24 protein-coding genes are annotated in these 25,568 nt (G+C 71.2%); 10 read left to right on the forward strand and 14 right to left on the reverse strand.

Going from position 1 to position 25,568, the window contains the following annotated elements; translation table 11 throughout:
* Nucleotides 1-28: 28 nt before the first annotated feature.
* The gene (locus KOI35_RS31810; RefSeq protein WP_215792353.1) at nucleotides 29-1,669 is read left to right on the forward strand and encodes an alpha/beta fold hydrolase; all 1,641 of its coding nucleotides are present in this window, start codon (nucleotides 29-31) and stop codon (nucleotides 1,667-1,669) included.
* Here the strand turns inward: KOI35_RS31810 and KOI35_RS31815 are convergent.
* Complete coding sequence (locus KOI35_RS31815) at nucleotides 1,659-3,617, reverse strand: M6 family metalloprotease domain-containing protein (protein ID WP_215792354.1); 1,959 nt, start codon at nucleotides 3,615-3,617, stop codon at nucleotides 1,659-1,661. The genes KOI35_RS31810 and KOI35_RS31815 overlap by 11 nt on opposite strands.
* A gap of 150 nt (nucleotides 3,618-3,767) precedes the next feature.
* Between KOI35_RS31815 and KOI35_RS31820 the strand changes: the two genes are divergently transcribed.
* Together KOI35_RS31820 and KOI35_RS31825 are read left to right on the forward strand one after the other, a co-directional pair.
* Entirely contained in the window at nucleotides 3,768-5,405 is a 1,638-nt protein-coding gene (locus tag KOI35_RS31820) for a carbohydrate-binding domain-containing protein (RefSeq protein WP_215792355.1), read from the forward strand.
* Between the two features lie 161 nt (nucleotides 5,406-5,566).
* The gene (locus KOI35_RS31825) at nucleotides 5,567-7,147 is read left to right on the forward strand and encodes a ricin-type beta-trefoil lectin domain protein (protein WP_246614068.1); all 1,581 of its coding nucleotides are present in this window, start codon (nucleotides 5,567-5,569) and stop codon (nucleotides 7,145-7,147) included.
* 57 nt (nucleotides 7,148-7,204) lie between these two features.
* Here the strand turns inward: KOI35_RS31825 and KOI35_RS31830 are convergent, their stop codons facing one another.
* Complete coding sequence (locus KOI35_RS31830; RefSeq protein ID WP_215792356.1) at nucleotides 7,205-7,594, reverse strand: hypothetical protein; 390 nt, start codon at nucleotides 7,592-7,594, stop codon at nucleotides 7,205-7,207.
* A gap of 311 nt (nucleotides 7,595-7,905) precedes the next feature.
* Between KOI35_RS31830 and KOI35_RS31835 the strand changes: the two genes are divergently transcribed.
* The 5 genes from KOI35_RS31835 to KOI35_RS31855 all read left to right on the forward strand — a co-directional run bounded on the left by KOI35_RS31835 (nucleotide 7,906) and on the right by KOI35_RS31855 (nucleotide 12,448).
* Nucleotides 7,906-8,445 carry a copper chaperone PCu(A)C gene (locus KOI35_RS31835; protein WP_438870640.1) on the forward strand — a complete coding sequence of 180 codons (540 nt, stop codon included), beginning with the start codon at nucleotides 7,906-7,908 and terminating at the stop codon, nucleotides 8,443-8,445.
* Nucleotides 8,442-9,614 (forward strand): Dyp-type peroxidase, encoded by a 1,173-nt coding sequence (locus tag KOI35_RS31840; RefSeq protein ID WP_215792358.1) that lies wholly within the window; start codon nucleotides 8,442-8,444, stop codon nucleotides 9,612-9,614. Before KOI35_RS31835 ends, KOI35_RS31840 begins: the two co-directional genes overlap by 4 nt.
* Nucleotides 9,611-10,126: a copper resistance CopC family protein gene (locus tag KOI35_RS31845; protein ID WP_308121237.1), complete on the forward strand. Its 516-nt coding sequence runs from the start codon at nucleotides 9,611-9,613 to the stop codon at nucleotides 10,124-10,126. The genes KOI35_RS31840 and KOI35_RS31845 overlap by 4 nt, the downstream gene beginning before the upstream one ends.
* A gap of 118 nt (nucleotides 10,127-10,244) precedes the next feature.
* Nucleotides 10,245-11,180, forward strand: coding sequence for an SDR family oxidoreductase (locus KOI35_RS31850; RefSeq protein WP_215792360.1), 936 nt, complete (start codon nucleotides 10,245-10,247; stop codon nucleotides 11,178-11,180).
* Nucleotides 11,177-12,448: an MFS transporter gene (locus KOI35_RS31855; RefSeq protein WP_215792361.1), complete on the forward strand. Its 1,272-nt coding sequence runs from the start codon at nucleotides 11,177-11,179 to the stop codon at nucleotides 12,446-12,448. Before KOI35_RS31850 ends, KOI35_RS31855 begins: the two co-directional genes overlap by 4 nt.
* On the opposite strand, the gene KOI35_RS31860 is transcribed toward KOI35_RS31855, so the two are convergent.
* From KOI35_RS31860 to KOI35_RS31875, 4 genes are all read right to left on the reverse strand, one after another.
* A complete protein-coding gene (locus KOI35_RS31860; RefSeq protein ID WP_215792362.1) occupies nucleotides 12,425-13,240 on the reverse strand; it encodes an aldo/keto reductase in 816 nt (271 codons plus the stop codon). The genes KOI35_RS31855 and KOI35_RS31860 overlap by 24 nt on opposite strands.
* A gap of 17 nt (nucleotides 13,241-13,257) precedes the next feature.
* Nucleotides 13,258-13,950 (reverse strand): class F sortase, encoded by a 693-nt coding sequence (locus tag KOI35_RS31865; RefSeq protein WP_215792363.1) that lies wholly within the window; start codon nucleotides 13,948-13,950, stop codon nucleotides 13,258-13,260.
* The gene (locus tag KOI35_RS31870; protein ID WP_215792364.1) at nucleotides 13,947-14,771 is read right to left on the reverse strand and encodes a DUF4397 domain-containing protein; all 825 of its coding nucleotides are present in this window, start codon (nucleotides 14,769-14,771) and stop codon (nucleotides 13,947-13,949) included. Before KOI35_RS31870 ends, KOI35_RS31865 begins: the two co-directional genes overlap by 4 nt.
* A gap of 80 nt (nucleotides 14,772-14,851) precedes the next feature.
* Nucleotides 14,852-15,967 carry a cupin domain-containing protein gene (locus KOI35_RS31875; protein ID WP_215792365.1) on the reverse strand — a complete coding sequence of 372 codons (1,116 nt, stop codon included), beginning with the start codon at nucleotides 15,965-15,967 and terminating at the stop codon, nucleotides 14,852-14,854.
* Nucleotides 15,968-16,082: 115 nt separating this feature from the next.
* On the opposite strand from KOI35_RS31875, the gene KOI35_RS31880 reads away from it, so the two are divergent.
* Both KOI35_RS31880 and KOI35_RS31885 read left to right on the forward strand, forming a co-directional pair.
* Complete coding sequence (locus KOI35_RS31880; RefSeq protein WP_215792366.1) at nucleotides 16,083-17,000, forward strand: HpcH/HpaI aldolase family protein; 918 nt, start codon at nucleotides 16,083-16,085, stop codon at nucleotides 16,998-17,000.
* Nucleotides 17,001-17,002: 2 nt separating this feature from the next.
* Nucleotides 17,003-18,001, forward strand: a complete 999-nt coding sequence (locus KOI35_RS31885) for a LacI family DNA-binding transcriptional regulator (RefSeq protein ID WP_215792367.1) — start codon at nucleotides 17,003-17,005, stop codon at nucleotides 17,999-18,001.
* 3 nt (nucleotides 18,002-18,004) lie between these two features.
* On the opposite strand, the gene KOI35_RS31890 is transcribed toward KOI35_RS31885, so the two are convergent.
* The 8 genes from KOI35_RS31890 to KOI35_RS31925 are packed head-to-tail and all read right to left on the reverse strand — an operon-like array spanning nucleotide 18,005 to nucleotide 25,558.
* On the reverse strand, nucleotides 18,005-18,685 hold the full coding sequence (locus KOI35_RS31890; protein ID WP_215792368.1) for an alpha/beta fold hydrolase: 681 nt from the start codon (nucleotides 18,683-18,685) through the stop codon (nucleotides 18,005-18,007).
* Complete coding sequence (locus tag KOI35_RS31895) at nucleotides 18,682-19,443, reverse strand: SDR family NAD(P)-dependent oxidoreductase (RefSeq protein ID WP_215792369.1); 762 nt, start codon at nucleotides 19,441-19,443, stop codon at nucleotides 18,682-18,684. Before KOI35_RS31895 ends, KOI35_RS31890 begins: the two co-directional genes overlap by 4 nt.
* Nucleotides 19,436-20,743 carry a histidinol dehydrogenase gene (hisD, locus tag KOI35_RS31900; protein WP_215792370.1) on the reverse strand — a complete coding sequence of 436 codons (1,308 nt, stop codon included), beginning with the start codon at nucleotides 20,741-20,743 and terminating at the stop codon, nucleotides 19,436-19,438. Before hisD ends, KOI35_RS31895 begins: the two co-directional genes overlap by 8 nt.
* Nucleotides 20,743-21,618 carry a nitrilase-related carbon-nitrogen hydrolase gene (locus KOI35_RS31905; RefSeq protein WP_215792371.1) on the reverse strand — a complete coding sequence of 292 codons (876 nt, stop codon included), beginning with the start codon at nucleotides 21,616-21,618 and terminating at the stop codon, nucleotides 20,743-20,745. Before KOI35_RS31905 ends, hisD begins: the two co-directional genes overlap by 1 nt.
* Nucleotides 21,615-22,802: an ester cyclase gene (locus KOI35_RS31910; protein ID WP_215792372.1), complete on the reverse strand. Its 1,188-nt coding sequence runs from the start codon at nucleotides 22,800-22,802 to the stop codon at nucleotides 21,615-21,617. The genes KOI35_RS31905 and KOI35_RS31910 overlap by 4 nt, the downstream gene beginning before the upstream one ends.
* Entirely contained in the window at nucleotides 22,802-23,782 is a 981-nt protein-coding gene (locus tag KOI35_RS31915) for an ABC transporter substrate-binding protein (RefSeq protein ID WP_215792373.1), read from the reverse strand. Before KOI35_RS31915 ends, KOI35_RS31910 begins: the two co-directional genes overlap by 1 nt.
* Nucleotides 23,783-23,807: 25 nt before the next feature.
* Nucleotides 23,808-24,800 carry an ABC transporter permease gene (locus tag KOI35_RS31920; protein WP_215792374.1) on the reverse strand — a complete coding sequence of 331 codons (993 nt, stop codon included), beginning with the start codon at nucleotides 24,798-24,800 and terminating at the stop codon, nucleotides 23,808-23,810.
* Complete coding sequence (locus KOI35_RS31925; RefSeq protein ID WP_215792375.1) at nucleotides 24,797-25,558, reverse strand: ATP-binding cassette domain-containing protein; 762 nt, start codon at nucleotides 25,556-25,558, stop codon at nucleotides 24,797-24,799. The genes KOI35_RS31920 and KOI35_RS31925 overlap by 4 nt, the downstream gene beginning before the upstream one ends.
* Nucleotides 25,559-25,568: the final 10 nt, after the last annotated feature.

The following is a 25,568-nucleotide window of genomic DNA, read 5'->3' on the forward strand; positions in this document are numbered from 1 at the left end:
GTCGCGAGTTAGGCTAGCCTAACTTTCCATGAAGGTCGACCTGGGCGCCGTACAGGAAACGCTCCTGATTCCGTTGTACGGACGGGCCGTCGAGAGCGGCAAGAGCCGCCCGCTCGTCCGTGATCCTCGGGCCGCCGAGCTGGTCGCGGCGATCGACTACGACTTCGCGAAGTTCGACGGTGGCCGCAGCCTGATCGGTTCGGTGCTGCGCGGCATGGTGTTCGACCACTGGGTGCGCGAGTTCCTGACCGAGTTCCCGCACGGCACCGTGGTCGAGATCGGCGCCGGGCTGAACACCCGGTTCGAGCGCCTCGGCAACGGCACGGCCCACTGGGTCGAGCTCGATCTGCCCGACTCGATGGCCCTGCGCCGGCGGTTCTTCGCGGACTCCGAGCGGCGCACCATGATCGCCGGGTCGGTGCTCGACGACGACTGGCTCGACACCGTGGCGTCCCGCCCGGGGCCGTACTTCTTCGTCGCCGAGGCGGTGCTCACCTATCTCGCCGAGGCGGACGCCCGGGCCGCCGTCGCCCGGATCGCCGAGCGGTTTCCGGACGGCCGGATCGCGTTCGACACCTGGGGCCGCTGGATCATCCGCAACCAGCACCGGCACGACGCCCTGCGGAAGATGTCCGCGCCGCTGCAGTGGGCCTGCGACGACCCACATGCCGTCGAGAGCTGGCACCCGGGACTGCGGCTGCTCGACTCGAGCACGGTCGGGGCACAATCCGCCGTACGCCGTACGCTTCCGATGCCGTACCGGGTGCTCATGCCCGCGCTGAAAGCGTTGCCGCAGACCCGCGCGTACCGGCTGAACCTTTACGGCACCGCGCACACGCAGGGACCGTCGAGCTGGGTGACCACGCGCGACGGGCGGCGTCTGCACACCGCGTCGCTGCCCGCTCCCCCGGCGAGCGACGCACCGACCGTCGTCTTCGAGGCGGGCGCGGCGGGCAGCCGCTCGTCGTGGGCGCTGGTGCAGCCGCTGGTGGCCCGGTTCGCACGGGCGGTCGTCTACGACCGGTCGGGGCTCGGCCGGTCCGCCCCCGACCCGCACGGCCGCACGCTCGACCGGATGGCCGACGACCTCAACGACCTGCTCGACGGGATCGGGCCGGGGCCTTTCGTCCTGGCCGGGCACAGCGCCGGCGGCCCGATCGTGCGCCTGGCCGCCGCCCGCCGCCCGGACCGGATCGCCGGGCTCGTGCTCGTCGATCCGACCGACGAGGCGGCCACGGTCCTGTTCGGACGGACGTTCCGGCGCGCGGAGAAGCTGGCCGGGCCGGCCGGTCTGGTGCTGGCCCGGACCGGCCTGCTCCCGCGCCTGTACCGTTTCCTGCTCGACGCCGTCCCGGCCGACGTCCGGGCCGACATGGTCCGCGAAGCGTTCACGACCTCCGCCGTCCGCACCCAGATCGCGCAGGCGCGGACGTTCCTCGACGAGCTCGCCCTCTGGCGCGGCAACCCGCCCGGGCTCGGCGACATCCCGGTCACCGTCATCTCCGGCGGCCGGCCCGGCGACGGTATGAGCGCGTCAGTCCGGGCCGCGGCCAACGCCGCACACGCCGAGCGGGCCGGGCGCCACGTCGTCGCCGCGCGATCGGGCCACTACGTGCCGATCACCGAACCCGCCCTGATCGCCGACGAGATTCGCCGCCTCATCGGGTGACCCGGCACGTCGTGGTGGCTGTTGCGGCCGAGTCGCTCTCGGAGGTGACCGTCACCGAGGCACGGTTGCGACCGAAGAGCCACACGTCCACCGTGGACGACCGGCCGGCGGGGACTGCTGTCACCGTACGGGGAAGGCTTGCGCCCGGTGCGGTGACGCGGAAGACATCGGTGGCCGCGCCCGTGTTGCGGACCGGAATCGTGCAGCGCGCCCAGCCCGCAGAGTCGCGACGGGCCGTGGCCGGGAACGCGCGGACCGCACGGGTGGCCGGGCCGGCACCGTCGAGGGAGCGCACGGCTACATCGTACGAGAGAACGCCTTTGCGGTTGCGGGATCGGTCGAGAACGTAGAAGTGCAGGCGGTTCGCGGTGTCGACGTACTCGAAACGGCTCCCCGAACCCGTGCCCGCGTGGAAGAGGGCGTCGGACAGCTGCCGGTAGTCGCCGATTGTCATCTTCTGCGGGGTGCCGTCCGGGAGCACGAAGTCAACCTTGTCAATGTCCTGCGGGTTGGCGTCGATCGTCCAGATGAACGGGGCGGCGTCGGCGTTCTTGGTCTTGGCCAGCAGCACGCCGGAGTCGGGGGTGAAGCTGTCGAAGCCCATCCGGTCGACGACCTCGAGCGTGTAGTTGTCGTAACCGCCGCCGTCGCAGAGGGGGTCGTTGCACGCGGGCGAGCGGTCACCGCCGTCGAGGGTCACGTTGATGCCGCCCGACCCGGCCGAGCGGGCCGTCACCTGCGTCACGACCAGGCCCGAGGTAGCCAGCGCGTCGCGGGACAGGTTGAGGACCGGGCCGGCGATGCCGAGCTTCATCTTGTTGCGCAGCATGTGCTGGGCGCCCATCGACGAGCCGGCCGTGCCCGGGATCAGCCAGCGGCTGTGCGGGCCACCGGGTCCGTTGAAGGTGCCGCGGCTGAGCATCTCCCACGGGCCGCTGTAGTCGCGGCGGGCCGGGATCCCGTACGGGTTGTTGTAGTTGTCACCGACCCCGAGGATGTGGCTGAACTCGTGCGCGTAGGTCGACATGCCCGAACTCTCGGCCTGCAGTGAGCTGCCCTGGGTGGCGTTGGGCCAGATGTTGGCCGACGCCTGCCACGAGGTCCAGTCGACGTAGCGGGTGGCGTTCCAGTTGGGCAGCGCGGTGTCCGGCGGTCCCCAGTCGTCGGTGACGTCCTCTTTGGTGGTGAACTTCATCGGCCCGAACTCCTGCCAGGTCGCCGACTCGTCCTGCCCGGCCGACAGGTAGAACACGAAGTCGTACCGGGCGACCTCGGCCTCCCCGACGGCGGCGACCCAGGCCGCGCGGGCGTCGGTGCGCAGGTTCCGGTTGCAGGTGTCGCCGGCCGGGCAGCCCGCGCCGCGCTGGAACTGGCCCTCGATGCCGTACTCGTGACTCTTGGACGGCATCTGGTAGACCCCGAACGCGCTCAGCTCGATGCCGAACTTCCCGAGCGAGTCCTCCATCCAGTACTCGTGGATGGTGTGCCCGCGGTTGAGCGCCCCCGGCTTGTTGAGGAAGTCGCGATAGAACCCGGGAACGTCATTCCGAGCAAGATTCTGTACGCCGGACGGGTTGCCGTAGATCGTGGAGCCGGCCGGCTGCGTGACCACGAACGGCTGGTTCGGGTAGTCGACGAGCACGAGCGCACCGTTGAAGTTGCGCTCCGACCCCCGTACGGACGGGTCGGCCCACTTCGTACCCGGCACCGGTTTGTAGTCGTCCCAGGTCATCGTGTCGGGCAACTCGTACCGCTGCGGGTCGATCGGCTGCGGACCGCTCTTCCCGTTCAGCGCCACCGCCTCGTCGACCTGCCAGGGCTGGGTCTGCGGCCAGTGCCGCTTGCGCCACGGGGTGTCCGGCGGCGCGGCCGAGGCCGGTGCGGCGACGAAGGCACCGGCCAGCAGCATCACGGACATGACCGAAACCAGCCGCCGCACACTCGTCATGCCGCCATCCTGACAAATGCATCGACGCATATCAATGAGTCTTTCGAAACGTCTGGGTCACCGCTCCGGTGCGGGCCTAGGGTCGCCGCAGTCCCGGCGGTCGACCTGCGGTCATCGCGGTCGGCCGCCGCCGGCATCCGAGGAGACCCCGTGCCGAAACACCTTTTCCGCCGTACGGCGGTGGCCGTGGCCGCTGCTCTGCTGACTACCGCCGCATTGGCCGTCGCACCGCACCCGGCCGAGGCCGGTCGCCCCCTGTCGGCCCGGAACCTGCCGTCCGGCGGTCGCGTGCTGTTCTACATGGGACAGGACAGCACCACCCTGGGCGACTTCCGCGACGACGTGCTCGACACCGACCCCCGGTTCCCCCGTCCGGCCGGCGTCACGCTCTACACCAATCTGGTCGGCGCGCCGATGAGCGGGATGTTCCAGCCCACCGACTACGGCTCGGGCGAGAACGACTTCCCGGCCACCATCAACGAGTTCGGCGGCGGGCTGGCCGTCGGCCTGTACCTGTCCGACCCGGCGCAGACGCCGCTGAAGGCGTACGCGGGAACGGGCGACGCCGCCACCGTGGCCCGCTACCGGAAGTGGCTCGACGAGTTCCTCACCTATCTCGACCGCACCGGGCGGGAGGTGTTCCTGCGGATCGGCTACGAGTTCGACGGGGCCTGGAACGCGTACGACCCCGAGCTCTACAAGCAGGCCTACCGCTACATCGCCCGCCGCATCGACCAGCTCGGCGCGCGCCGGATCGCGACCGTCTGGCAGACCGCGTCGTGGCCGCGGGTCGAGAAGGCGCCCTTCGACGCGACCGCCGCCGGCCACTGGGACCGCTGGTACCCGGGCGACGCCTACGTCGACTGGGCCGGGCTGTCGCATTTCTACGGCGAGCAGTTCGACCGCTACCAGTGGGGTTGCGAGAAGCCGGAGAACATCGCGTCGACGCCACTGCGGGTGCAGCAGTCCCTGCTCGACTTCGCCCGCCGGCACCGCAAGCCGGTGTTCGTCTCCGAGTCCGCTCCCCAGGGTTTCGACCTCGAGAACAAGACGGCCGGCTGCATTTTCGCCGACCCGGCGACCGGCGGCCCGCACGCCACCGTGCCGGTCACCGCCCAGCAGATCTGGGACACCTGGTACGGCCCCTACTTCCGGTTCGTCGAGCGCAACCGCGACATCATCCGCGGCGTCGCCTACATCAACACGGACTGGAAGTCGCAGTCGATGTGGAACTGCCGACCGGGCTCCTGCGCCAACGGCTACTGGGGCGACAGTCGCGTCCAGGCCGACCCGCTGATCCTGGCGAGATTCAAGAACGAGATCAGCAGGTCCCTGTACGAACACGGCCCGCGCCGCGCCCGCCCGTTCGAGGCACCCGACTTCTCCGGGCCGGGCCGTTCCGAGGCCGAGTACGCCGACCTGCCCCACGGCGGCACCACCGGCATCGCGATCGCCGACCCGACCGCCTCGAACGACCGGACCGCACTGATCTACGCCAACGGCGCCTCGCTCGCGTTCGACCATGTCGCCGGCGGCACCGCGCTCGGCCTGCGCTACGCCACGACCACGGACAACGTGAACCTGACCGTACTGGTCAACGGCGTCGCCCGGCACAGCGTGGCCCTGCCGAACCGGGGCGCGGCCACCAACTGGGCCGACGTGACCCTCCCGGTGCCGGTCCCACGCGACGCGACGGTGACGCTGCGTCTGGACAGCGGCGACGTGGTGTGGATCGATTACCTCACTCCGGGGCAGCGGCACGACACTATCCGTCGACCATTTTCATAAGGGAGTCTTACGAATTTCCCTTAAGGCCACCGACCACCAAACACCAGGTCACGGCGTACGGGCAATTCTTGACACCTTCTTAAGTGATACGCAGACTTCAATGCGAGTGGGCGGACCTATCTGCTCACGTTCCCCCCAGAATCCCCCACGAGGAGCTCCCCTTGGCTCGCCCGTACCGGTGGATGGCGGTGGCCGCGGTTGCGGTGACCGCGGTCGGCCTGACCCCCCTGATCAGCTTCGCTGACGACAAACCCGAGCCCACGGCCTATCCCCGGGTCGACGTGCCGCAGACGCTGGACCTGCCGGCCGGTGTGGTCAAGGCGATGAAGCGCGACCTCAAGCTCACCTCGGACGAGCAGGTCGCCGAGCGACTCCGCACCGAGGCCGCGGCCCCGATCGTGCAGAAGCGCCTGAAGGCGAAGCTGGGCAACGCGTACGGCGGTGCCTGGATCAAGAAGGGCGACGAGCGGCTCACCGTCGCCGTCACCTCCGAGGCGGCCGCCAAGCAGGTCCGCGCCGAGGGCGCCGAGGCCGAGATCGTCGACCGCGGGGAGAGCGCGCTCGCGGCCGACCGCGCGAAGCTCGACAAGCGCGGCGCGAAGGCGGACGACGCCATCCGGACCTGGCGCATCGACCCGGCGACCAACAGCGTCGTCGTCTCCGTGAAGCCGGGCGCCGAGGCCGAGGCCCGCGCGTTCGCCGAGGCCAGCGGTGTCTCCGACATCACCATCGAGACCGCCGCGATCGCGCCGAAGCCGGTCTACGACATCCGCGGCGGCGACCAGTACGTGATCAACGGCAACACGCTGTGCTCGGTCGGCTTCCCGGCCCGCCGCGGCGGCGCGCCCGGCTTCGTCACCGCCGGTCACTGCGGCGGCCGGGGCGCCCCGGTCAAGGGCTTCAACAACGTCGACCTGGGCAGCTTCCAGGAGTCGGAGTTCCCGAACACCGACATGGCGTACGTGGCGGCCAACGGCAACTGGACCCCGCAGCCGTGGGTCAACAACTACGCCGGTGGCAACGTGATCGTGGCCGGCTCGAACGACGCCGCCATCGGCTCGTCGATCTGCCGCTCGGGCCGCACCTCGTCGTGGACCTGCGGCACCCTGCAGGGCCGCAACGAGACGATCAACTACTCGAACGGCCCGGTGTACGGCATGAGCCGGATGAGCGCCTGCGCCAACCCGGGTGACTCGGGTGGTTCGGTCATCGCCGGCAACCAGGCCCAGGGCGTCACCTCGGGCATCTCCGGCGGCTGTGGCTCGGCCAACCCGCAGACCTGGTTCCAGCCGGTCAACCCGATCCTGTCGCGCTGGGGCATCGCCCTGGTCACCAGCGGCGGCGGCACCGGCGGCGGTGCGGGCGGCGCGGTCATCAGCGCGCTCAACGGCCGTTGCCTGGACATTCCGAACGGCAACTTCTCCGACGGCGTACGGGTCCAGATGTGGAACTGCAACGGCTCGGCCGCCCAGAAGTGGGAGTTCGTCAACGGCACCCTGCGTACGGGCAACAACAAGTGCCTGGACGTGGCGTGGGGCTCGACCGCCAACGGCGCGATCCTGCAGATCGTCGGCTGCTCGGGCAACCCGGCCCAGCAGTGGGTGCTGTCGGCCGCCGGTGACCTGGTGAACCCGCAGGCCAACAAGTGCGCCGACATCGAGGCGTGGAACCCCAACGACGGCGCCACGCTGGTGCTGTGGGAGTGCCACGGCGGCGCGAACCAGAAGTGGCGCCGCGGCTAGTCCGGATTTCATCGGGGCGGGCCGGCCGTGTTTCGACACGGCCGGCCCGCTTTTTCGTCAGCGCGGGAGCCGCTTGCCGGCCAGCAGGCGACGGCCCGCCTCGACCTTGGCGTCGGTGGGATCCCGGTAGTGCCACAGGCGGGCCAGGCGCTCGGCATCCGGCCAGCTGTATCCGGCCGCGAAGAAGGCGTCCATCTCGGCCTGACCGGGCGGCGGCGTCTCGGACGGCAACGTCTCGGACGGCGAGGGCAGGCGGGTCGGTACTTCCACCACCCGCGACGCGACCGCCGGCGACGGCGCCACGACCGCGGTTCCGCCCTGCAGGAACCCGTGCATCTGGACCACGCCGGCCAGGGCCCCGGCCCCCAGCAGGGCACCGCCGGCCGACTGCACGATCCGCCGCCGCAGCCGGTAGGTGCGGCTCAGCTCCTGGATCCGGGCATACACCCGCGCTGGATCCGTCGGCAGATTCTCTCCCTCCGCCATACCTTCACGCATACGTTCGTCGAACCGGGTCACACCTACGAAAACGCAGGTGATCAGGATTCTGTGCACTCGCCGGTGATCAGGTATCGCGTCTGCAACTGGTGGCCGGGTGCGACGCCGTGCTTCCGGTCCAGCTAGGCCGTACGAGAAGGGGCGCGGGGTGGTGCGAAGACTCACCGCCCGGGGCGGTACTCCGAAAAGCGCCGGGGTGCCGGGAACTTTCCCGGCCCGGGACCGGACCAATGCTCCGTCGTCCTCTTCGAGAAACGGACATCATGCGAAACGTTCGCACCTGGGCCGCAGTAGTGCTGGCCGGCGCACTGACCACCCTCGGCCTCGCCGGTTGCGGCGGCACCGACGCCGCGGGCAGCGGCACGCCCACCCCGGCCCCGTCGGCCGCCGCGACCGTGACGGTCAAGGACCCGTGGGTGAAGGCGGGCCCGGCGGGTGAGATGACCGCCGCCTTCGGCACCCTGGTCAACGGCACCGACGCCGACATCACGATCACCTCCGCCGAGTCTCCGGACTCCCCGCTGGAGCTGCACGAGATGACGATGAAGGACGGCAAGATGGTGATGCAGCCCAAGGAGGGCGGCTTCGTCATCAAGGCCAAGGGCACCCACGAGCTGTCGCCCGGCGGTGACCACCTGATGCTGATGAAGCCGGCCAAGGCCATCGAGCCCGGCGACGAGCTCACGTTCACGCTGAAGCTGGCCGACGGCGCGACCGTCCCGTTCACCGCGATCGCCAAGCCCTTCGCGGGCGCCGAGGAGAGCTACGCCCCCAGCGACATGGGAAGCATGGCGCCGTGACCTCACGGCGCCGACTGCTCGCCGGGGGCGCAGCCGCCGGCCTCGGTGTGGCGGCGGGCGCCGCGGTGGTCGCCGCGACCGGCCGGGACGACACCCCGGTCACGGTCGCGGCGGCCGCCACCGTCGACACCGGAACGGCCACCGTGGACTTCCACGGCCCGCGCCAGGCCGGTGTCGCCGAGGATCCGCCCGCACACGCCGCGTTCGTGGCGTTCACCCTGGCCGGCGGCGTCGACCGGCGCGCCCTGGCCCGGATGATGCGGCTGCTCACCGACGACGCGCGCCGCCTCACCGCGGGCGCGCCGGCCCTCGGCGACACCGATGCGACGCTCGCCGTGCTGCCGGCCCGGCTGACCGTCACCTTCGGCTTCGGTCCCGGCCTCTACCGCGCGGCCGGCCAGAAGTCGCCCGTCACCGACCTGCCCACGTTCACGATCGACCGGCTCGAGCGGCGCTGGTCCGGCGGTGACCTGCTGCTGCAGATCTGCGCCGACGACCCGCTCACGGTCGCGCACACCCAGCGCATGCTGATCAAGGACGCCCGCCCGTTCGGGGCCGTCCGGTGGGTCCAGCAGGGCTTCCGGCGCAGCCCCGGCGTGCAGGCCCCCGAGCACACCCAGCGCAACGTCATGGGCCAGCTCGACGGCACCGCCAACCCCCGCGGCCCCGAGATCGACCCGGCCGTGTGGAACGCCGACGGCTCGACCCAGCTGGTCGTCCGGCGGGTCCGGGCCGAGATCGAGAAGTGGGACATCCTCGCGGTCAGCGACAAGGAGAACGCGGTCGGCCGTCGCCTCGAGTCCGGCGCGCCACTCAGCGGCACACAGGAGCACGACGAGCCCGACTTCGCCCAGCTGGACGACTCCGGGCTGCCCGCCATGCCGGACTTCTCGCACGTCACCCGGGCCCGGGTCACCGATCCGACGCTGAAGATCCTGCGCCGGCCGTACAACTACGACGGCGCGCCCAACGCGGCCGGACAGCCCGACGCGGGGCTCATCTTCGCCGCCTACCAGCGCGACATCGCCCGCCAGTTCGTACCCATCCAGCAGCGCCTGGCCGAGAAGGACCTGCTCAACGAATGGATCACCCCGATCGGCTCGGCCGTCTTCGCGGTCCCGCCCGGCTGCGCCGACGACGGCTGGATCGGCGAACAGGTGCTGGCGTGAAACGGATCCTGCTCGCCCTGGCCGCGGTCGTGGCCGTGCTCGCGCCGGCCGCCCCGGCCTGGGCGCACGCGCAGCTGCTGTCGGCCGTCCCGGCCCGCGACCAGACGCTGACCACGGCACCGACGGCGGTGACGCTGACCTTCAGCGAGAAGCTCAACCCCGAGTTCGTCACCGTCGTGCTCAGCGACGCGGGCCGGCAACGGTTGCCGCTGTCGGCCCCGGCGGTCGACGGTTCCGAGGCTACGGCGACACTCACCCAGCCGATAGGCAACGGCACTTACACGGTGGCCTATCGGGTCGTCTCCCGGGACGGGCACACCGTGCAGGGTTCGTACGGGTTCACCGTGGGCGACCCGGCACAACGTGCGGCTCCCTCCGCAGCCGCGGCTCCCCCGGCCGGATCGGGTGGCCTCCCCACCGGCGTCGTGATCGGGCTGGCCGCGCTCGGCGTCATCCTCGCGGCGCTGGCCGTCTGGTTCTGGTTCGCCGGTCGGCGGCAATCAGATCGGTGAGCCGGGGAGCAACAGGCCGGCGGCAACCGGATCGGTGAGCCGGGGATCGACAGGTCCTGGATGCGTCTCCGGCGGTGGCTGATTCTCGAAATCAGCCGACCGCACGAGGAGAACTCCGATGACACGCACCCCGATCGACATCTCCGTTCCCGACCTGACCGGCCAGCGCGTCGTGATCACCGGCGCCAGCGACGGGATGGGCCTGATCATGGCGACCCGGCTGGCCGCGGCCGGCGCCGAGCTGATCCTGCCGGTCCGCAACCCGGCCAAAGGTGACCGGGCGATCGCGGGCATCCGCCGCGACAACCCACGCGCACGGGTCTCGCTGCGCGCCCTCGACCTGTCCTCGCTCGCGTCGGTCGCCGCCCTCGGCGAGACCCTGCGCGCCGAGGGCGATCCGATCCACCTGCTGATCAACAACGCCGGGGTGATGCGCCCGCCGGCCCGGCAGACCACCGCCGACGGCTTCGAGCTGCAGTTCGGCACCAACCACCTGGGCCACTTCGCGCTGGTCGGGCACCTGCTGCCGTTGCTGCGGGCGGGCCGGGCCCGGGTCACCTCGCAGATCAGCGTCGCCGCCCGTCGGGGCACCATCAACTGGGACGACCTGAACTGGGAACGCTCGTACCACGGCATGCGGGCCTACAGCCAGTCGAAGATCGCCTTCGGGCTGTTCGGACTCGAACTGCAGCGGCGCAGCGAGGCGAACGGCTGGGGCATCACCAGCAACCTGTCGCACCCCGGCGTCGCCCCGACCAGCCTGCTGGCCGCCCGCCCCGAGATCGGCCGCGGCCAGGACGCCCCGCAGTTCCGGCTGATCCAGGGCCTGTCGTCGCGCGGCATCCTGATCGGCACCGCCGAGACCGCCGGGCTGCCCGCGCTGATGGCGGCCACCCACCCCGGCGCCTTCTACGGGCCCAGCGGCCCCGGCAACCTCGGCGGCCGCCCGGCCGAGCAGCGGCTCTACCCGCCGCTGCGCAGCGCCGAGGATGCCGCCCGCGTGTGGGACGTCTCCGAACGGCTGGCCCGCGCCCCGTTCGCCGCCGCCGCATGAGCCGGCCCCGCAGTCCCTGGTGGGTGGTCGTCGGCGGTGGGGTGGCGGCCGCCTTCGGCCCGCAGATGTACCTGGCCTCGCTCGGCCTGTTCGTGGATCCGATCTCGGCCGAGACCGGGTTCAGCCGCACCACCGTCACCGCCGCCGCCTCGGTGGCCGCGCTCGGCATGGCGATCGGCCTGCTGGCGGTGGCCCGGATCGTCGACCGGTTCGCGGCGCGCTACCTGCTGATCCCGGGATTCGTGCTGTTCGCCGGCTCGATGGCGCTGATCGGGCTGATGCCGCCGGTCGCCCTGGCCTACCTGCTGCCCTGCTTCTTCGTGGGCTTCTTCGGGGCGGCGACCATGGTGCCCGCCTCCCGGGCCGTGGTGAGCTGGTTCGACAACAACCGCGCGCTGGCCGTCGGCGTGGTGACCGGCCTTATCGGACTGGGCGCGGCGCTGGCTCCGCTGCTGGCCGGGGCGCTGATCGACGCCGTGGGCTGGCGTTCCGCGTACGGGATCATGGCCTTGATCTCGGTCGTCGTGCCGGTCACCATGGTCACGCTGTTCGTGCGGGCGCGCGCCGAACGACATATGCGGGGCCGCCTGGTAGAGCAGGAACTGCCCGGCCGGAGCTTCGCCGAGGCGATCCGCACCCGGCAGTTCTGGGGCATCGCGGTCGGGCTGGGCCTGGTCGGCGTGGTCGTCACCGGCCTGCAGGTGCACCTGGTGCCGATGATGACCGACCGTGGCCTCAGCGACGACCAGGCCGCCTCGCTGCTGGTGATCTTCGGGCTGGCCTCCCTGGTGGGCCGGGTGGCGGGTGGCCTCCTGATCGACCGCGTGCACGGCACCGTGGTCGGGCCGATCGTGATGCTCGCGCCCATCCTCGGCCTGTTCTTCCTGGACCTGCCGTACGCCGGGGCGGCCGCCGCGGTCGGCTTCATCGGCGTCGCGTTCGGCATCGAGGGCGACCTGCTGGCCCTGCTCATCACCCGTTACCTGGGCATGCGCAGCTTCGGCCGGCTGGTCGGCTCGGTGCAGGCCGCGTTCGTGCTCGGCTCGGCGTTCGGGCCGCTGCTGCTCGGGCTGGGCTACGACTCGCTCGGCAGCTACGACCCGGTCCTGCCGGTTCTGATGGGCTTCCTGGCCATCGGTGCCGTCCTCATCGCCACCCTCGGCCCGTACGTCTATCCGCCCGTCCACGGCTTCGACCGGCTCGCCGCCCGCGACGAACTGGCCGCCTCCGCGGCCCTGAGGGACTCACCACCACGGTTGCTCCAGTGAGTCACCGGTGCCGCCGGTGCGGTCGAGCCGGTCCAGGGCGGCCATGTCGTCCGGGCCGAGCTCGAAGTCGAACACCTGGGCGTTCTGCTCGATGCGCTCGCGGTGCGTCGACTTGGGCAGGACGATCAGGCCGTGCTGCAGCGACCAGCGGATCAGCACCTGGGCCGGTGTGCGCCCGTGCTGCTCGGCGATCCCGGCCACCTCGCGGCTGCCGAGGTGCCGGCCGGTGCCGAGCGGGCTGTACGCCTCCACGGCCACCCCGTGGCGCTCACTCTCGTCGAGCAGGGCGCGGCGGAACTCGTACGGGCTGATCTGCACCTGATTGACGGCCGGCGGCGTGCTGGCCGACCGCAGGAGGGTGCCGAGCTGCGGAACACCGTAGTTGGAGACGCCGATCGACCGGGTCAGGCCGAGCTGGTGTGCGCGCTGCATGCCGTCCCAGGCCCGGGTCGGTCCGCCCTGCGGCCAGTGCACCAGGTAAAGGTCGAGGTAGTCGAGGCCGAGCCGCTTCAGGCTGTCCTCCGCCTCGGCCACCGGGTCACGCCGGCTCGGGTTGAGCTTGGTCGTGACAAAGACTTCTTCCCGGGGTACGCCGCTGCCCCGCAACGCCCGTCCGACGCTGGTCTCGTTCCCGTAGACCTGCGCGGTGTCGATGTGCCGGTAGCCGGCGTCGAGCGCCCAGCGCACCGCGTCCTCGCACTGACGCCCGTCCCGCACCTGCCAGACACCGAGCCCGAGCAGCGGGATCCGGTGGCCGTCGTTGAGTTCGCGTGTCTGCCCCTCGTAGATCATGTCTGCCATTCTCCCGCTCAGGCCGGGCGGACCGCCGCCGTGACCACAACGTTGTCACGGTAGTGCCGGGTCTTGGGGTCGAACGGGCCGCCGCAGGTGATCAGGGTGAGCCGTACGGCGCCGTCGCGGGCGAAGTACTTGTCGAGCGGAATGGCCACCTTGCGGTAGCGCTCGCGAGCCACCACCTCGAAGGCCCGCACCTGGCCGTCCGGACCGGTCAGGGTCATGGCGTCGCCTGCTTCGAGGGCGCCGAGGCGGAAGAACGCGCCCTTGCCCTCGGCCGCGCTGTCGACGTGACCGGCGATGACGATGGAACCGGCGTCGGCGGCGAAGCCCGGGCCGTAGCGGTACCAGCCGACCTGGTCCACGCTCGGCGGGACCGCGAAGTCGCCGGTCGCCGGGTCGATCCCGACAGCGTCCACCGTCGCGTCGAGGTCGAGGGCGGGAATCCGCAGCCGCGTGGGCGCTTCGTCAGCGGCTGATCCCCGGGGCAGAGCACCGTCCTGGATCGGCACGCCTGCGGTCGGCCCCGGCACGCCTACGGTCGGCCCCGGTGCACTGGCGGAAGATGCCGGCGGGGTGCCGAAATCGGCGGCCGGCGCGGACTGGCAGGCGACGACACCCGAGGTGACGGCCAGGGTGACGCCGAGCAGCACGAGGAGCAGGGCACGCCCCGGACGGGTCCGGGGCGTGCCACCGAGCGAGCTCATGAACGCCGGGTCGCCAGCCGGGTGAGGCCGAACAGGGCGAGCAGGATGCCCACCGCGCCGGCTCCGTACCAGGGCAGCGAGCCGTTGCCGTCGGCCATGCCGCCGTCGCCGCTGGGGACGCCGCCCGGCGCCGAGTGCAGGCCGGTGATCGACTGCGACACCAGGTCGAGGGACTTGTCGTCGGCCGAGCCGACCGCGTACACGATGGTCGCGGTGCCTTCCTTCAGGTCGAGGTCGGCCGGGCCGAGCACCCGGGTGTCGGTGCCGGCCAGCACCACGTCGGCCGAGACGGTGCCCGCGTCCAGGTCGGCCTTGCCTTCCTTGCCGTTGGTCACACCCTTGAACACCGGCTGGCCACCGGCCCGGATGTCCACGGCGGGCGCGGCCGCGGCGTGCCGGACGATGAGCCGGGCCTTACCGGCGGCCAGCTTTTTGGTGTCGTTGACGAACGGCGTCAGGGCCGGCTTGCCGTCCGCGGTCAGGTGGGCGACCAGGCTGATGTTGGCATCGCCGGGCACCTCGGCGTTGTCCACCTTGAGCAGGGCCTTGCCGATGGCGTCGCCGGGCTTGGTCAGGGCGATGTCGTACTGACCGGCGGGCAGGCTCAGCGGCCCGGCGACCTTTCCGGGCTGGAAGTCCGGGATGGTCTTCTTGCCGTTGACGTAGACGTCCACGGCCTGACCGGGAATGCCGTGGACGACCGTGACCTTCGAGTTGGCCTTGGCGTAGGCCGGGGCGGAGCCCAGCGCGGCGGCCCCGCCGACGCTGAGCAGTATGGCCGCGCCGATCGCGGCGGCGCGGCGGACGGGCTGAGAACGCATCGGAACTCCCGGGGTGAACGTCGATGGACTCGTTACGCCCGTTCCTTCGTCACCGCGGCCGTCCCTGGATGCAGATGAGGTCAGATCAAATGAGCCGGGGCCCGGTAACCGTTGGCGTCGAGGGCGACATTCTTGGCCCGCGCGTCGGCCACCACTTCAGAGTCCCAATCCAGCCGTACGCGGCCGTCCCCGCCCGTCATCACGAGGAGCCGGGCGTCGTCGCCCTCGACGGCCTCGATGCGGCGCCAGGCTCCGACCGGGATCGAGAGGACGTCGAACGGGCCCAGGACGGCCGTCACCGGGTCTTCGCGGTTGAGCGTGACCCGCCAGCGCCCACTCTTGACCAGCAGGACCTGCGACTCGTCGATCCGGTGGGTGAGCATGCCGTGGCCGGGCGCGGCGCGCAGCCAGGCGATCGAGAAGCCGTGCGGGTCGGCCAGCCGGGGCGCCTGCTCGCGGTGCTCGGTCAGGCCGTAGCCGATGACCAGGGCGAGCTCGGCTCCGCCGCCGGGCAGTTCGGCGTCGAGCAGCGCGTCCGAGCGCCACCGGAGGTCGCCGGGCTGGGTGAGCCGTTCGCGCATCTCGGCCGGCGGCACCTTGCGCAGCGCGTCGAGCTCGGCCGGGGTCAACGGGGTGACCAGTTCGACGCCCTCGGGTGTGGTGCCCGGCTCGACCTCGACGATCCGGTGGTCGGCCGAGAGGAACATGCCGGTCTCGGCCGCCCGGGCGATGACCGACGGCTCCCAGATCAGGCCGCCGCTCTCGTCCCGCCCGAGCGCGGTGTAGAGCCACGCGTCGTCGGTCTCGCTGGTGAAGCCGCGGAAGATCCAGGTCGGGATGGAGATGACGTCGCCGTCGCGCACGGTGGCCTCGCCGTCGGCGCCGCCGACACCCCAGCGGAACGTCCACTCGCCACCGAAGCAGAAGAAGACCTCGGCCGTGTAGTGCAGATGCAGGTTGTTGATGGTCCCGGCCGGCATGACGGCGCCGCCGAGGTTGAACCCGTGCGGGACGTCGACCGGGACGACCTGCTCGCCGTTCTCGGAGACGCCGGGGCCGATCAGGGGGTAGTTGATCTTCGTTTCGCTGCCCGGGATCTTGGTGTCCAGGAACGCGGCGGTGTCGGGGACGAGGTCCTTACGCAGGATGGTCCGGCTGACGAGCTCGTCGGCGGAGACGTGGACGTCGTCGGGCATGGAAATCACCTTCCCAGTCGAATGCATACGCATGCACTGTAGGCGCCCGGGACGCGGAACCGTCAAGGCCTGGGCAATATGAAATAGCCAATGCATACGTAGTAGGCTGTGCGCCGTGCGGAACAGCAGAGTGCGCGAAGCAGTGGCCCAGGGTCGCACCGTCGTCGGCGCGTGGGTCGCCACCGGCAGCGGCTATGTCGCCGAGTCCCTCTCCCATGCGGGCTACGACGCGGTGACGATCGACCTGCAGCACGGCATGTTCGGGTTCGACACCCTCGTGCCCCTGCTCCAGGCGGTCAGCGCCGGGCCGGCCGAGCCGTGGGTGCGGGTGCCCTCGCTCGAGGCGGCCACGATCGGCAAGGTGCTCGACGCGGGCGCCTACGCGGTGATCGGCCCCGGCGTCGACACCCCGCAACAGGCCGCCGATTTCGTGGCCGCGCTGCGCTATCCCCCGCTGGGCCGGCGCAGCTACGGCCCGGCCCGCGCGGCACTGCAGGGCGGGCCCGATTATCTCGCGCGGGCCAACGACGAGGTGATGGGCTGGGCCATGATCGAGTCGGCGCCGGCCCTGGCCGCCGTGCGCGAGATCGCCGCCACCCCGGGGCTGTACGGTCTGTTCGTGGGCCCGAACGATCTCGCCATGTCGATCGGTGTCGAGCCAGGCCGGCCGACGCCCGAGGTCGACGCGGCGTGGGCCGAAGTGCTCGAGGCCGCACACAGCGCCGGGCTGGCGGCCGGGTCGTTCTGCGGCGACGCGGCAACCGCCCGCCGGCTGGCCGACCAGGGCTACGACCTGGTGGTGCCGATGAACGACATCATGCTGCTGCGGGCCGCGGCGGCCGAGTCGCTGGCCGTCGTACGAGGCGACCAGCCGTCCGCGACGGCCGAGTCACTGACCGCCGTCCGCGGCAACCAGCCGTCCGCGGGCCCCGAGTCGCTGACCGCCGTCCGCGGCGACCAGCCGTCCGCGACGGCCGAGTCACGGACCGCCGTCCGGGGCGGGCACGAGACGGACACGGGCGGCGGTTACTGACGATGGCGAGCGAGGGCCGGGTCACCAGCTTCGACGTCGCCCGTGCGGCGGGCGTCTCCCAGTCCACTGTGTCCCGAGCCTTGCGCAACGACCCGAACATCGGATCCCGTACGGTGAAAAAGGTCCTCGAAGCCGCGGCGGCACTGCACTATGTGCCGAGTTCGCGCGCCCGGGCCTTGTCGACCGGCGCCACCAACCGGGTGGCGATGGTCATCGACCTCGACAACCCGCTGTGGCCGCTGCTCGTCGGCCGGATGCACGACGAACTGGCCGGGCACGGCTACGAACTCGGCCTGGTCGCGTCGCACGGCGAGCGTGACGTCGAGACGCAGCTGGCCGACGGCTCGGTCGACGGTGTGATCGTGAGCGCCTCCCGGCTGGCCTCCACGCTGCCCGACACGTTGCGCGGCCGCGGCATCCCGGTCGTGCTGGTGCAGCGGCACAGCTCCGACCCCGACGTCGACGCCGCCGTGGCCGACGACGCCGAGGGCGGGGCCGCCGCCGCCCGCATGCTCCTCGAGGCCGGGCACGAGCGGATCGGCGCGCTGTTCGGGCCGGCCGACACCAGCACCGGCCGCGAGCGGGAGGCCGGTTTCCGGCGGGTGCTCACCGAGGCCGGCGTCGACCTGCCCGACCGGTGGGTGCGCTACGGCGGATTCGAGATGAGCCACGGGTTCCGGTCGCTGGCCGAGGTGACCGGAGGGCGTACGGCACCGACCGCTCTGTTCTGCGCCAACGACACGATCGCGATCGGCGCGCTGAACGCGGCGCACGCGGCCGGCCTGCGGGTGCCGCGCGATGTGGCGCTGGTCGGCTTCGACGACATCGAGACCGCGTCCTGGCCGCTGGTCGAGCTGTCGACGATCCGGGTGCCGTTCGACGAGATGCTGCGCAGCGCGGTATCCCTTCTGCTGGAACGGATCGGCGGGTTCACCGGGCTGGGCCGCCGCGTCGTGCACCCCGTGGTGCCGGTGCCGCGGTCGACCCACCTAAGGCCGTAGGCCTTAGGCTCCGAGTAGCCCGGCGCGCAGCGCGCCGGCCACGCCCACCGGGTTTTCCAGCGGCGACATGTGGCCGGTGCCGGGCAGCGTGATCAGCCGCGCGCCCGGGACGTGCCCGGCGATCTCGTGTTGCAGCGCGGGCGGGCAGATCTGGTCCAGGGCGCCGGCCACCGCCACCGTCGGTACCCCGATCGCGGGCAGGCCGGGCACGCTGTCCGGCCGGGTCAGCTGCGCCGACAGCTGACGGAGGAAGGCGGCGGCACCCATCGCGTGTCCCATGGCGGCGTTGCGGCCGACCAGGTCCGGCCGGGTCTCGGGCAGGGTCGACCGGGCCAGCTCCACGACCACCGTGTCGAACTCGCCGCTCTCGGTGCGCTCACGCCAGGAGTTCCAGGCGGCCCGCTGCGCGTCGCTGGGTCCGCGGGCGCTGCCGTTCACCACGGCCAGTCCCAGCACCCGCTCGGGCGCCTGACGCTGCATCTCGAAGGCCACCACGGCACCGAACGAATGCCCGGCCACCGCGAACCGTGGCGGCGCCCCGGCCAGCACCGCGGTCGCGAGGGCGGGCACGTTGTCGTGCGCCTCGAGACGGGCGGGGTGCGTCGGAAAGGGCAGCAACGCGACGACGTCGTCCCAGACCGCGCTGCTGCCGAGCATCCCCGGCAGCAGCACCAGATCGATCACCGGGCCACCATCCCGGCCGACAGGTCGATGTCGGCGCAGTGCAGCCCGCCCATCCCCAGCATCGCCACGACGGCGTCGCCGACCTCGGTCTCGGTGACCATCCGGCCCAGCGAGGACCGGCTGACGAAGGCCCGTTCGGCCTCCTCGACCGTGATGCCGGAACGCTCCGCCTCGAGCCGGAAATTGCGTTCCATCCGCGGACCGGCGACCGGACCCGGCGACAGACTGTTGACCCGTACTCCCGCGGTGCCCACCTCGGACCCGAGGGTGACGGTCAGCCCGTGCACTGCGGTTTTGGAGGCGGCATAGGGCGTACGGCCGGGAAGGGGTCTCTTGCCGGTGACCGAAGCGACGTTGATGACGTCGCCCGAAGCGCGCGCGACCATGCCCGGCACGAAGGCCCGGCACATCAGGTAGACGCCGCGCACGTTGACGGCGAACACCTCGTCCCACTCGTGCGGCTCGATCTCGGTCAGCTGCTTGACCGGCCCGGCCACGCCGGCGTTGTTGACCAGGATCGACACCTGCTCGTCGCGCAGCTCGTGGCGCAGCGCGTCGACCGAGGCCGGGTCGGACACGTCGGCCGTGGCGACCCGGGCCGAACCGAGCGCGGCCAGTGTGTCCAGCAGCGGCTCGCGACGACGCCCGACCAGCACGACCCGCGCCCCCTCGGCGTCCAGGGCGCGCGCGATCGCCCGCCCCAGACCGTTGCCGGCCCCACTGACCAGCGCCGTACGCCCGGTCAGGCGCTCAGGCATACTTGTGCTCCGACCACGGCAACGACGTGCCCCGATACTTCGCGGCCCGCACGTCGCCGGAGCGGGCGTGCCCCTCGAACAGCTCGACCCGGGCCGCGCGACCGCAGACGTCCCCGAGCATGGCCGACGCCTCGTGCGTGACGACCTCCTGATAGGTCACGGTCCGCAGATACTTGCCGACCCACAGGCCACCGGTGAACCGGGCGTTGCCCCGGGTCGGCAGCACGTGGTTGGTGCCGATGACCTTGTCCCCGTACGACACACAGGTCCCCTCACCCAGGAACAGCGCGCCGTAGTGCTGCATCTTCTCCAGGGCCAGCCGGGGTTCGCGGGTCAGCACCTCGACGTGCTCGCTGGCGAAGGAGTCGGCCACCGCGTACGCCTCGTCCAGGCCCTCGGTGACGATGACCTGCCCGTGGTCGCGCCACGCCGGGCCGGCCATGTCCCGGGTCGGCATGTCGACCAGGATCTCGTCGACGTGCTCGATCACCCGTTCCGCCAACGAGGACGAGGTCGTCACCAGCACGGCCGGCGAATCCGGTCCGTGCTCGGCCTGGCTGAGCAGGTCGACCGCGACGACGAACGGGTCGGCGTCGTCGTCGGCGATCACCAGGATCTCGGTCGGTCCGGCGAACAGGTCGATGCCGACCTGACCGAAGAGCTGCCGCTTGGCCTCGGCCACATAGGCGTTGCCGGGCCCGGCGATGAGGTCGACCTTCTGGATCGATGCGGTGCCCAGCGCCATCGCGGCCATCGCCTGGACGCCGCCGAGCAGATAGATCTCGTCGGCGCCGGCCATTGCCATCGCGGCCACGGTGGCGGACGGGATCTCGCCACGGATCGGCGGGGTGCAGGCCACGACCCGGGGCACGCCGGCCACCTTCGCGGTCACGATGGTCATGTGGGCCGAGGCGGTCAGCGGATAGCGGCCGCCCGGCACGTAGGCGCCGACCGCGGCCACCGGCACCTGCTTCTGGCCCAGGAACACCCCGGGCAGCGTCTCGACCTCGAAGTCGGTCAGCGAGTCCCGCTGGTGCTGGGCGAACCGGCGCACCTGGTCCTGCACGAACCGGATGTCCTCGATCACCTGCTCGGGCACGGTTGCGACGATCTCGGCGACCTGTTCCGCCGACAGCCGGAACGACTCGGGCGACCACTTGTCGAACTTCTCGCTGTACTCGCGGATCGCGGCGTCACCGCGGCGGCCGACGTCGTCGAGGATCCCGGTCACGGTGGCGGCGACGGCCGGGTCGGTGACCGCTCGCTCGGCCGGGAGGGCGGACTTCACCTGAGTGGCCATTACTGAGCATCTCCCATCAGTGCGGCGTACACGTCGGGGCGACGGTCGCCGAGCAGGTCGTTGTGCGCTGAGATCGTCTTGTCGCGGCTGCGGGCCGGGTCGAGGCGGGCGCGGACGACCTCGAGCCCGTCGGGTTCGCTGCCCCAGATCGGCAGGCCCCGGTCACCCCGGGCGTACGGGGTCTCGGCCAGCACCCAGCCGTCGGCGCCGATGATCGTCGTGCCCTCGGTCCACACCTGTCCGCGGTCGTCTCCGGACCGGTCGCAGCAGGCGATGGCGAGCCGGTTGACCCGCGCCGCGGCCATGGCGATGACCACCTCGGGGGCACGCTCGCCGACCGGCCGGTCGACGAGCGGCCAGTTGACCGGCACGGCGAGCACCTCGGCACCGCGCGCGGCCAGCCCCCGGGTCATCTCCGGGAACTCCATGTCGTAGCAGATCAGCACGCCGATCCGGCCGGCCGCGGTGTCGATCACGGGCGGCGGCGCGGTGCCCGGCGTGAAGAAGCGGTGCTCGCTGTCCCACAGGTGCGTCTTGCGATACACCGTCCGCACGCCGGTGCGGTCGACCAGCACGGCGCTGTTGTAGACCTTGCCGCTGCCGCCGCGCTCGGCGAACCCCCCGACCACGACCGCGTCACCGGCCGCGCGGGCCCATTCGGCAAAGATCGGCGCGTCCGGGGGCAGAGCCGAGGAGCGTGCTTCCCGTACGGATTCAAACGGGTACCCGCTCGTCACCAGCTCGGGCAGGACGACCAGCCCGGCTCCGCCCGCCACCGCGCTCGCGACGGCCGCCACCGACCGGGCCGCATTGTCGTCGTCCGCGCCGGCCACCGGGGCGAGCTGCACGCACGCGACCTGCAGCGGCCCGGTCATGGAACGAGCTGCGCGGGTTCGTCGGCCAGGATCTGGGCCATCACGTCGAACTCGTTGAACATGGTCCAGTCCTCGGTCACCCGCGGCCCGTGCTCGGTGACCGACACGTACAGCTGGGAAATGCCCCAGAGACGCACCCGGCGACCGGTCGGACTGCCGTACAGGCCGAAGCCGCGGTGGCTGCCCGAGGCCGACCAGCGCACCGAGAGCCGGTAGCCGTCGGCGTCGTTGCCCATCCAGTAGACCTCGTCGACCCGCATCCCCAGGTCGGGGAAGGTCGCCATCAGGCTGCGGGCGAAGCCCTTGACGTCCTGCGGGCCGGTGCCGGATCGGTTGGAGGCGCTGCGCCACCGGGCCGTGGTCGCGTACGCCCGGTCGATCGTGGACAGATCCCGGCGGTTGTACGCGTCGTGGAACAGTTTGCGGGCGAAGTGCTCCGGGTCGAACTCGCCCGGCGCCAGCTCCGGGTAGTACTCGGGCTTGCGGCCGCCCTCGAGCCGGTGCACCTCGGGCAGGTAGCGACCGGCCGCTGGGAAGGCGTGCATCTCGTTGCCGTACGCCCGGGCCGCCTCGGCCACGTTCACGCCGACCTGGGCCAGCTTGGTGGCGGTGTTGTAGAGGACCCACTCCTCGAAGATCTCGTTGTCCTTGACCACACAGTTGGCGATGCCCCACATGGTCACCGGCCGGCCGGTCGCCGGGCCGTACTGCCACGGGCCGAGGTGGTGTCCGGTGGTGATGTAGCGGTGCGAGGTGACGAACCCCTCGCTGTCGCTGCCGGCCCAGATCACGTCGTCGGCGTACGAGCGCAGGTCGGGGAAAGCGTGCAGGCTCTGCATGGTGCCGGTCACGACCCGCTCCACGCCCCAGTTGGCGCCGCTGTCGTCGAAGACGAAACAGCCCGGGGCGTACGTGTCGTAGATGTAGCCGACGTCCTGGTCCTCCCAGATGCGGTGGGTGATCCGCAGGATGTAGTCGATGACGTCGACGTACGTGTCCTCGAAGCCGTTCATCGACTGGCGGCGACCGGTCGCCTCCCGGACGGCCGCCGCGGCCCGGGTGTCGGTGCCGTTGGCCGGCTTGAGCGCGATGCGGTAGTCGCGGGGCATGGTGCGCTTCGACGGACCGTCCCCGAGCGTCGGCCCGATGATCGGGCCGCCGGTCTCCTCCGCGTTGTCCCCCATCAGGCGCAGTCCATCTTGTAGATGTATTCCTGCACCTCGGGCGTGGACAGGTTGTCCTTGGTGGCGACGACGAAGGGCGAGCTCTGCTTCTTCGGCACGTCCTGCTTGGCCCAGATCTTCTGCGCCGAGTCGATGCCGGCCTTGCCCTCGCCGAACGGGTACTGCACGACCAGGGCGTCGGCCGCGCCGTTCTTGAGCGCCTCGACGATCGGGTCCGACGTGTCGTACCCGACGACCTTGACCGCGCCGGTCTTCTTGGCCTCGCGCAGGCCGGTGACCGCACCCTCGGTGTTGTTGGTGGTGACGCCGAAGATGCCGTTCAACTCCGCGTTCGAGGTCGCCGTGGTCGAGGTGATGTTCGCGGCCTTGGCGGTGGTGTTCTGGGTGTACTGCACGCCGAGGAACTTGATCCCGGGGAACTCGGCGATGCCCTGCTTGAAGCCGTCGACCCGGGCGTCACCGATCGGGGTGCCGGGCTCGTTGTTCAGCGCCATCACCGCGCCCTTGCCGCCGAGCAGCTCGCCCATCTTCTTGCCGGCCAGCTTGCCGCCCTCGATCGAGTCGGACTGGATGTAGGTGTTCATCACCGACTCGTCCTGCAGGTTGTCGTCGATGCCGATGATCGGGATGCCGGCCGCCTTGGCCTTGATCAGCGGGGCGATCATCGCCTTGGTGTCGGTCACCGAGATCATGATGGCGTCCGGTTTCGAGGCCACCAGCGCGTCGACGATCTGCGTCTGTTTGGCGACGTCCCACTCGGACGCGCCCTGTGACGAGAACTCGATGCCGGCCGCCTTGGCCGCCTCGGCCGCTCCGCAGGAAACCGTCTGGTAGAACGGGATGCCGGACATGCCCTGGACGTAGACGACCTTCTTGCCGGCCGGGCCTGAAGACGTGCTGCCGGAGGAGTCGCTGCTGCCGCACGCCGCGGCCGTGAGCACGAGGGGAAGGACCGCCGCGAGGGCGAAGGGCTTGCGCATGGTCAGAAGCCTTTCGAGGGGAGGATCAGGCTCGACTACGCCGGCGACGCCGACGCTGGTCGATGTAGACGGCGACGATGAGAATGAATCCGATCGCCACCTCCTGCCAGAACGGCTCGACGTCGATGACGATGAGGCCGTTGTTCAGGACTGCCGAGACGAACATGCCGACGACGGTTCCGGCGACTGTGCCGATGCCGCCGAAGAGGCTCGTTCCCCCGAGAACGACGCCGGTGATCACCTGCAGGGCGTCGGTGCTGTGCCCGGTGATCGTGGTGGTGGAGAACCGCACCAGCGAGAGGAAGCCGGCGAACCCGGCGCACAACCCGCTCAGTGCGTACAGCTTGATGAGGTGGGCGTTGACGTTGACGCCGCCGCGGCGGGCGGCCTCGTCGTTCGATCCGATGACGTATGTGCGGCGGCCGAACCGGGTCACGTGCAGCACCACCCCGCCGACCACCGCGACGACGGCGGCGATCCAGACGATCCAGGGCAGGCCGAGGAACTCGGCGACCGAAAACTTGATCATCGAGAGCGGCACCGTACGGATGTCGTTGCCGTTGGTGATGAGCCGGGCGATGCCGAGCGCGGCGCCCATCGAGCCCAGCGTCGTGATCAGCGCCGGCACCTTGAAGACGGTGATGCACACGCCGTTGAAGACGCCCCAGACCACACCCGAGATCAGGGCGACGACCAGCCCGATCACGACGGTGGTCCAGCCCTCCCCACCGGTCGCGGCCATGACCTTGGCCCCCATCACGCCGGCGAACACGAGGACCGAGCCGACCGAGAGGTCGAAACCGGCCGCGACCATCACGTACGTCGTCCCGACCGCGATCACCAGCAGGATGCTGACGTCGGTGAGGATGTTGCGGCTGTTCGCGAACGTGGGGAACGCGTCGGGCCGGATGATGCTGAAGACGATCGCCATCGCAACGATGACGCCGAGCAGATAGAAGGCGGTCGCGCCGAAGAGTTTCGACCGGACCCGCCGGGCCGGGGTCACCGTCGCTGTCACTTGATGTCTCCCGTGTCCAGGGCGCCGGTCATGGCGCCGACGAGCTGCTCGACGTTGCTGTCCGCGGCGTCGTAGCGGGCGACCCGCTTGCCCAGCCGCAGCACCTCGATGCGGTCGGCGACCTCGAGCACCTCGGTCATGTTGTGGCTGATCAGCACGACCGAGACCCCGGTCTCGGCGACCCGGCGGATCAGCTTGAGGACGTTGCGGGTCTGCCGGACGCCGAGCGCGGCCGTCGGCTCGTCCATGAAGACGATGCCGCTGGCCCACATCACCGCCCGGCAGATCGCCACGCTCTGCTTCTGGCCACCGGACAGGGCGGAGACCGGCGCGTCGAGGTCCTTGACGTCGGTGCCCATCGAGGTGAAGGCCTCGGCCGCCTTGGCCCGCATGGTCTTCTTGTCGAGCACGCCGAGCTTGCCCATCAGCCCCGGCTTGAGCAGCTCGCGCCCGATGTACGTGTTCTCGGCCGGCCCGAGCTCGGGGGCGAGCGCGAGGTCCTGATAGACGGTCTCGATGCCGTGCTTCCGGGCGTCCGACGGGGAGGCCATCGTGATCGGCGTGCCGCGCAGCAGCAGCTCACCCTCGTCGGGCGACTCGACGCCGGACATGCACTTCACGAGCGTGCTCTTGCCCGCGCCGTTGTCGCCGATCAGGGCCACGACCTCGCCCTCGTTCAGGGTGAAGTCGGCGCCACCCAGCGCTTCGACATGCCCGTACCGCTTGATGAGGCCACGCGCCTCGAACAGCACTCCCACGACGGTCTCC

Source organism: Paractinoplanes bogorensis, from assembly GCF_018829635.1.
Classification (GTDB): domain Bacteria; phylum Actinomycetota; class Actinomycetes; order Mycobacteriales; family Micromonosporaceae; genus Actinoplanes; species Actinoplanes bogorensis.

Coding starts and splice junctions, on each gene's coding strand:
- KOI35_RS31810 (WP_215792353.1), top strand. CDS start 29: ATGAAGGTCGACCTGGGCGCCGTACAGGAAACGCTCCTGATTCCGTTG.
- KOI35_RS31815 (WP_215792354.1), bottom strand. CDS start 3,617: ATGACGAGTGTGCGGCGGCTGGTTTCGGTCATGTCCGTGATGCTGCTG.
- KOI35_RS31850 (WP_215792360.1), top strand. CDS start 10,245: ATGACACGCACCCCGATCGACATCTCCGTTCCCGACCTGACCGGCCAG.
- KOI35_RS31855 (WP_215792361.1), top strand. CDS start 11,177: ATGAGCCGGCCCCGCAGTCCCTGGTGGGTGGTCGTCGGCGGTGGGGTG.
- KOI35_RS31860 (WP_215792362.1), bottom strand. CDS start 13,240: ATGATCTACGAGGGGCAGACACGCGAACTCAACGACGGCCACCGGATC.
- KOI35_RS31865 (WP_215792363.1), bottom strand. CDS start 13,950: ATGAGCTCGCTCGGTGGCACGCCCCGGACCCGTCCGGGGCGTGCCCTG.
- KOI35_RS31870 (WP_215792364.1), bottom strand. CDS start 14,771: ATGCGTTCTCAGCCCGTCCGCCGCGCCGCCGCGATCGGCGCGGCCATA.
- KOI35_RS31875 (WP_215792365.1), bottom strand. CDS start 15,967: ATGCCCGACGACGTCCACGTCTCCGCCGACGAGCTCGTCAGCCGGACC.
- KOI35_RS31885 (WP_215792367.1), top strand. CDS start 17,003: ATGGCGAGCGAGGGCCGGGTCACCAGCTTCGACGTCGCCCGTGCGGCG.
- KOI35_RS31895 (WP_215792369.1), bottom strand. CDS start 19,443: ATGCCTGAGCGCCTGACCGGGCGTACGGCGCTGGTCAGTGGGGCCGGC.
- hisD (WP_215792370.1), bottom strand. CDS start 20,743: ATGGCCACTCAGGTGAAGTCCGCCCTCCCGGCCGAGCGAGCGGTCACC.
- KOI35_RS31905 (WP_215792371.1), bottom strand. CDS start 21,618: ATGACCGGGCCGCTGCAGGTCGCGTGCGTGCAGCTCGCCCCGGTGGCC.
- KOI35_RS31910 (WP_215792372.1), bottom strand. CDS start 22,802: ATGGGGGACAACGCGGAGGAGACCGGCGGCCCGATCATCGGGCCGACG.
- KOI35_RS31915 (WP_215792373.1), bottom strand. CDS start 23,782: ATGCGCAAGCCCTTCGCCCTCGCGGCGGTCCTTCCCCTCGTGCTCACG.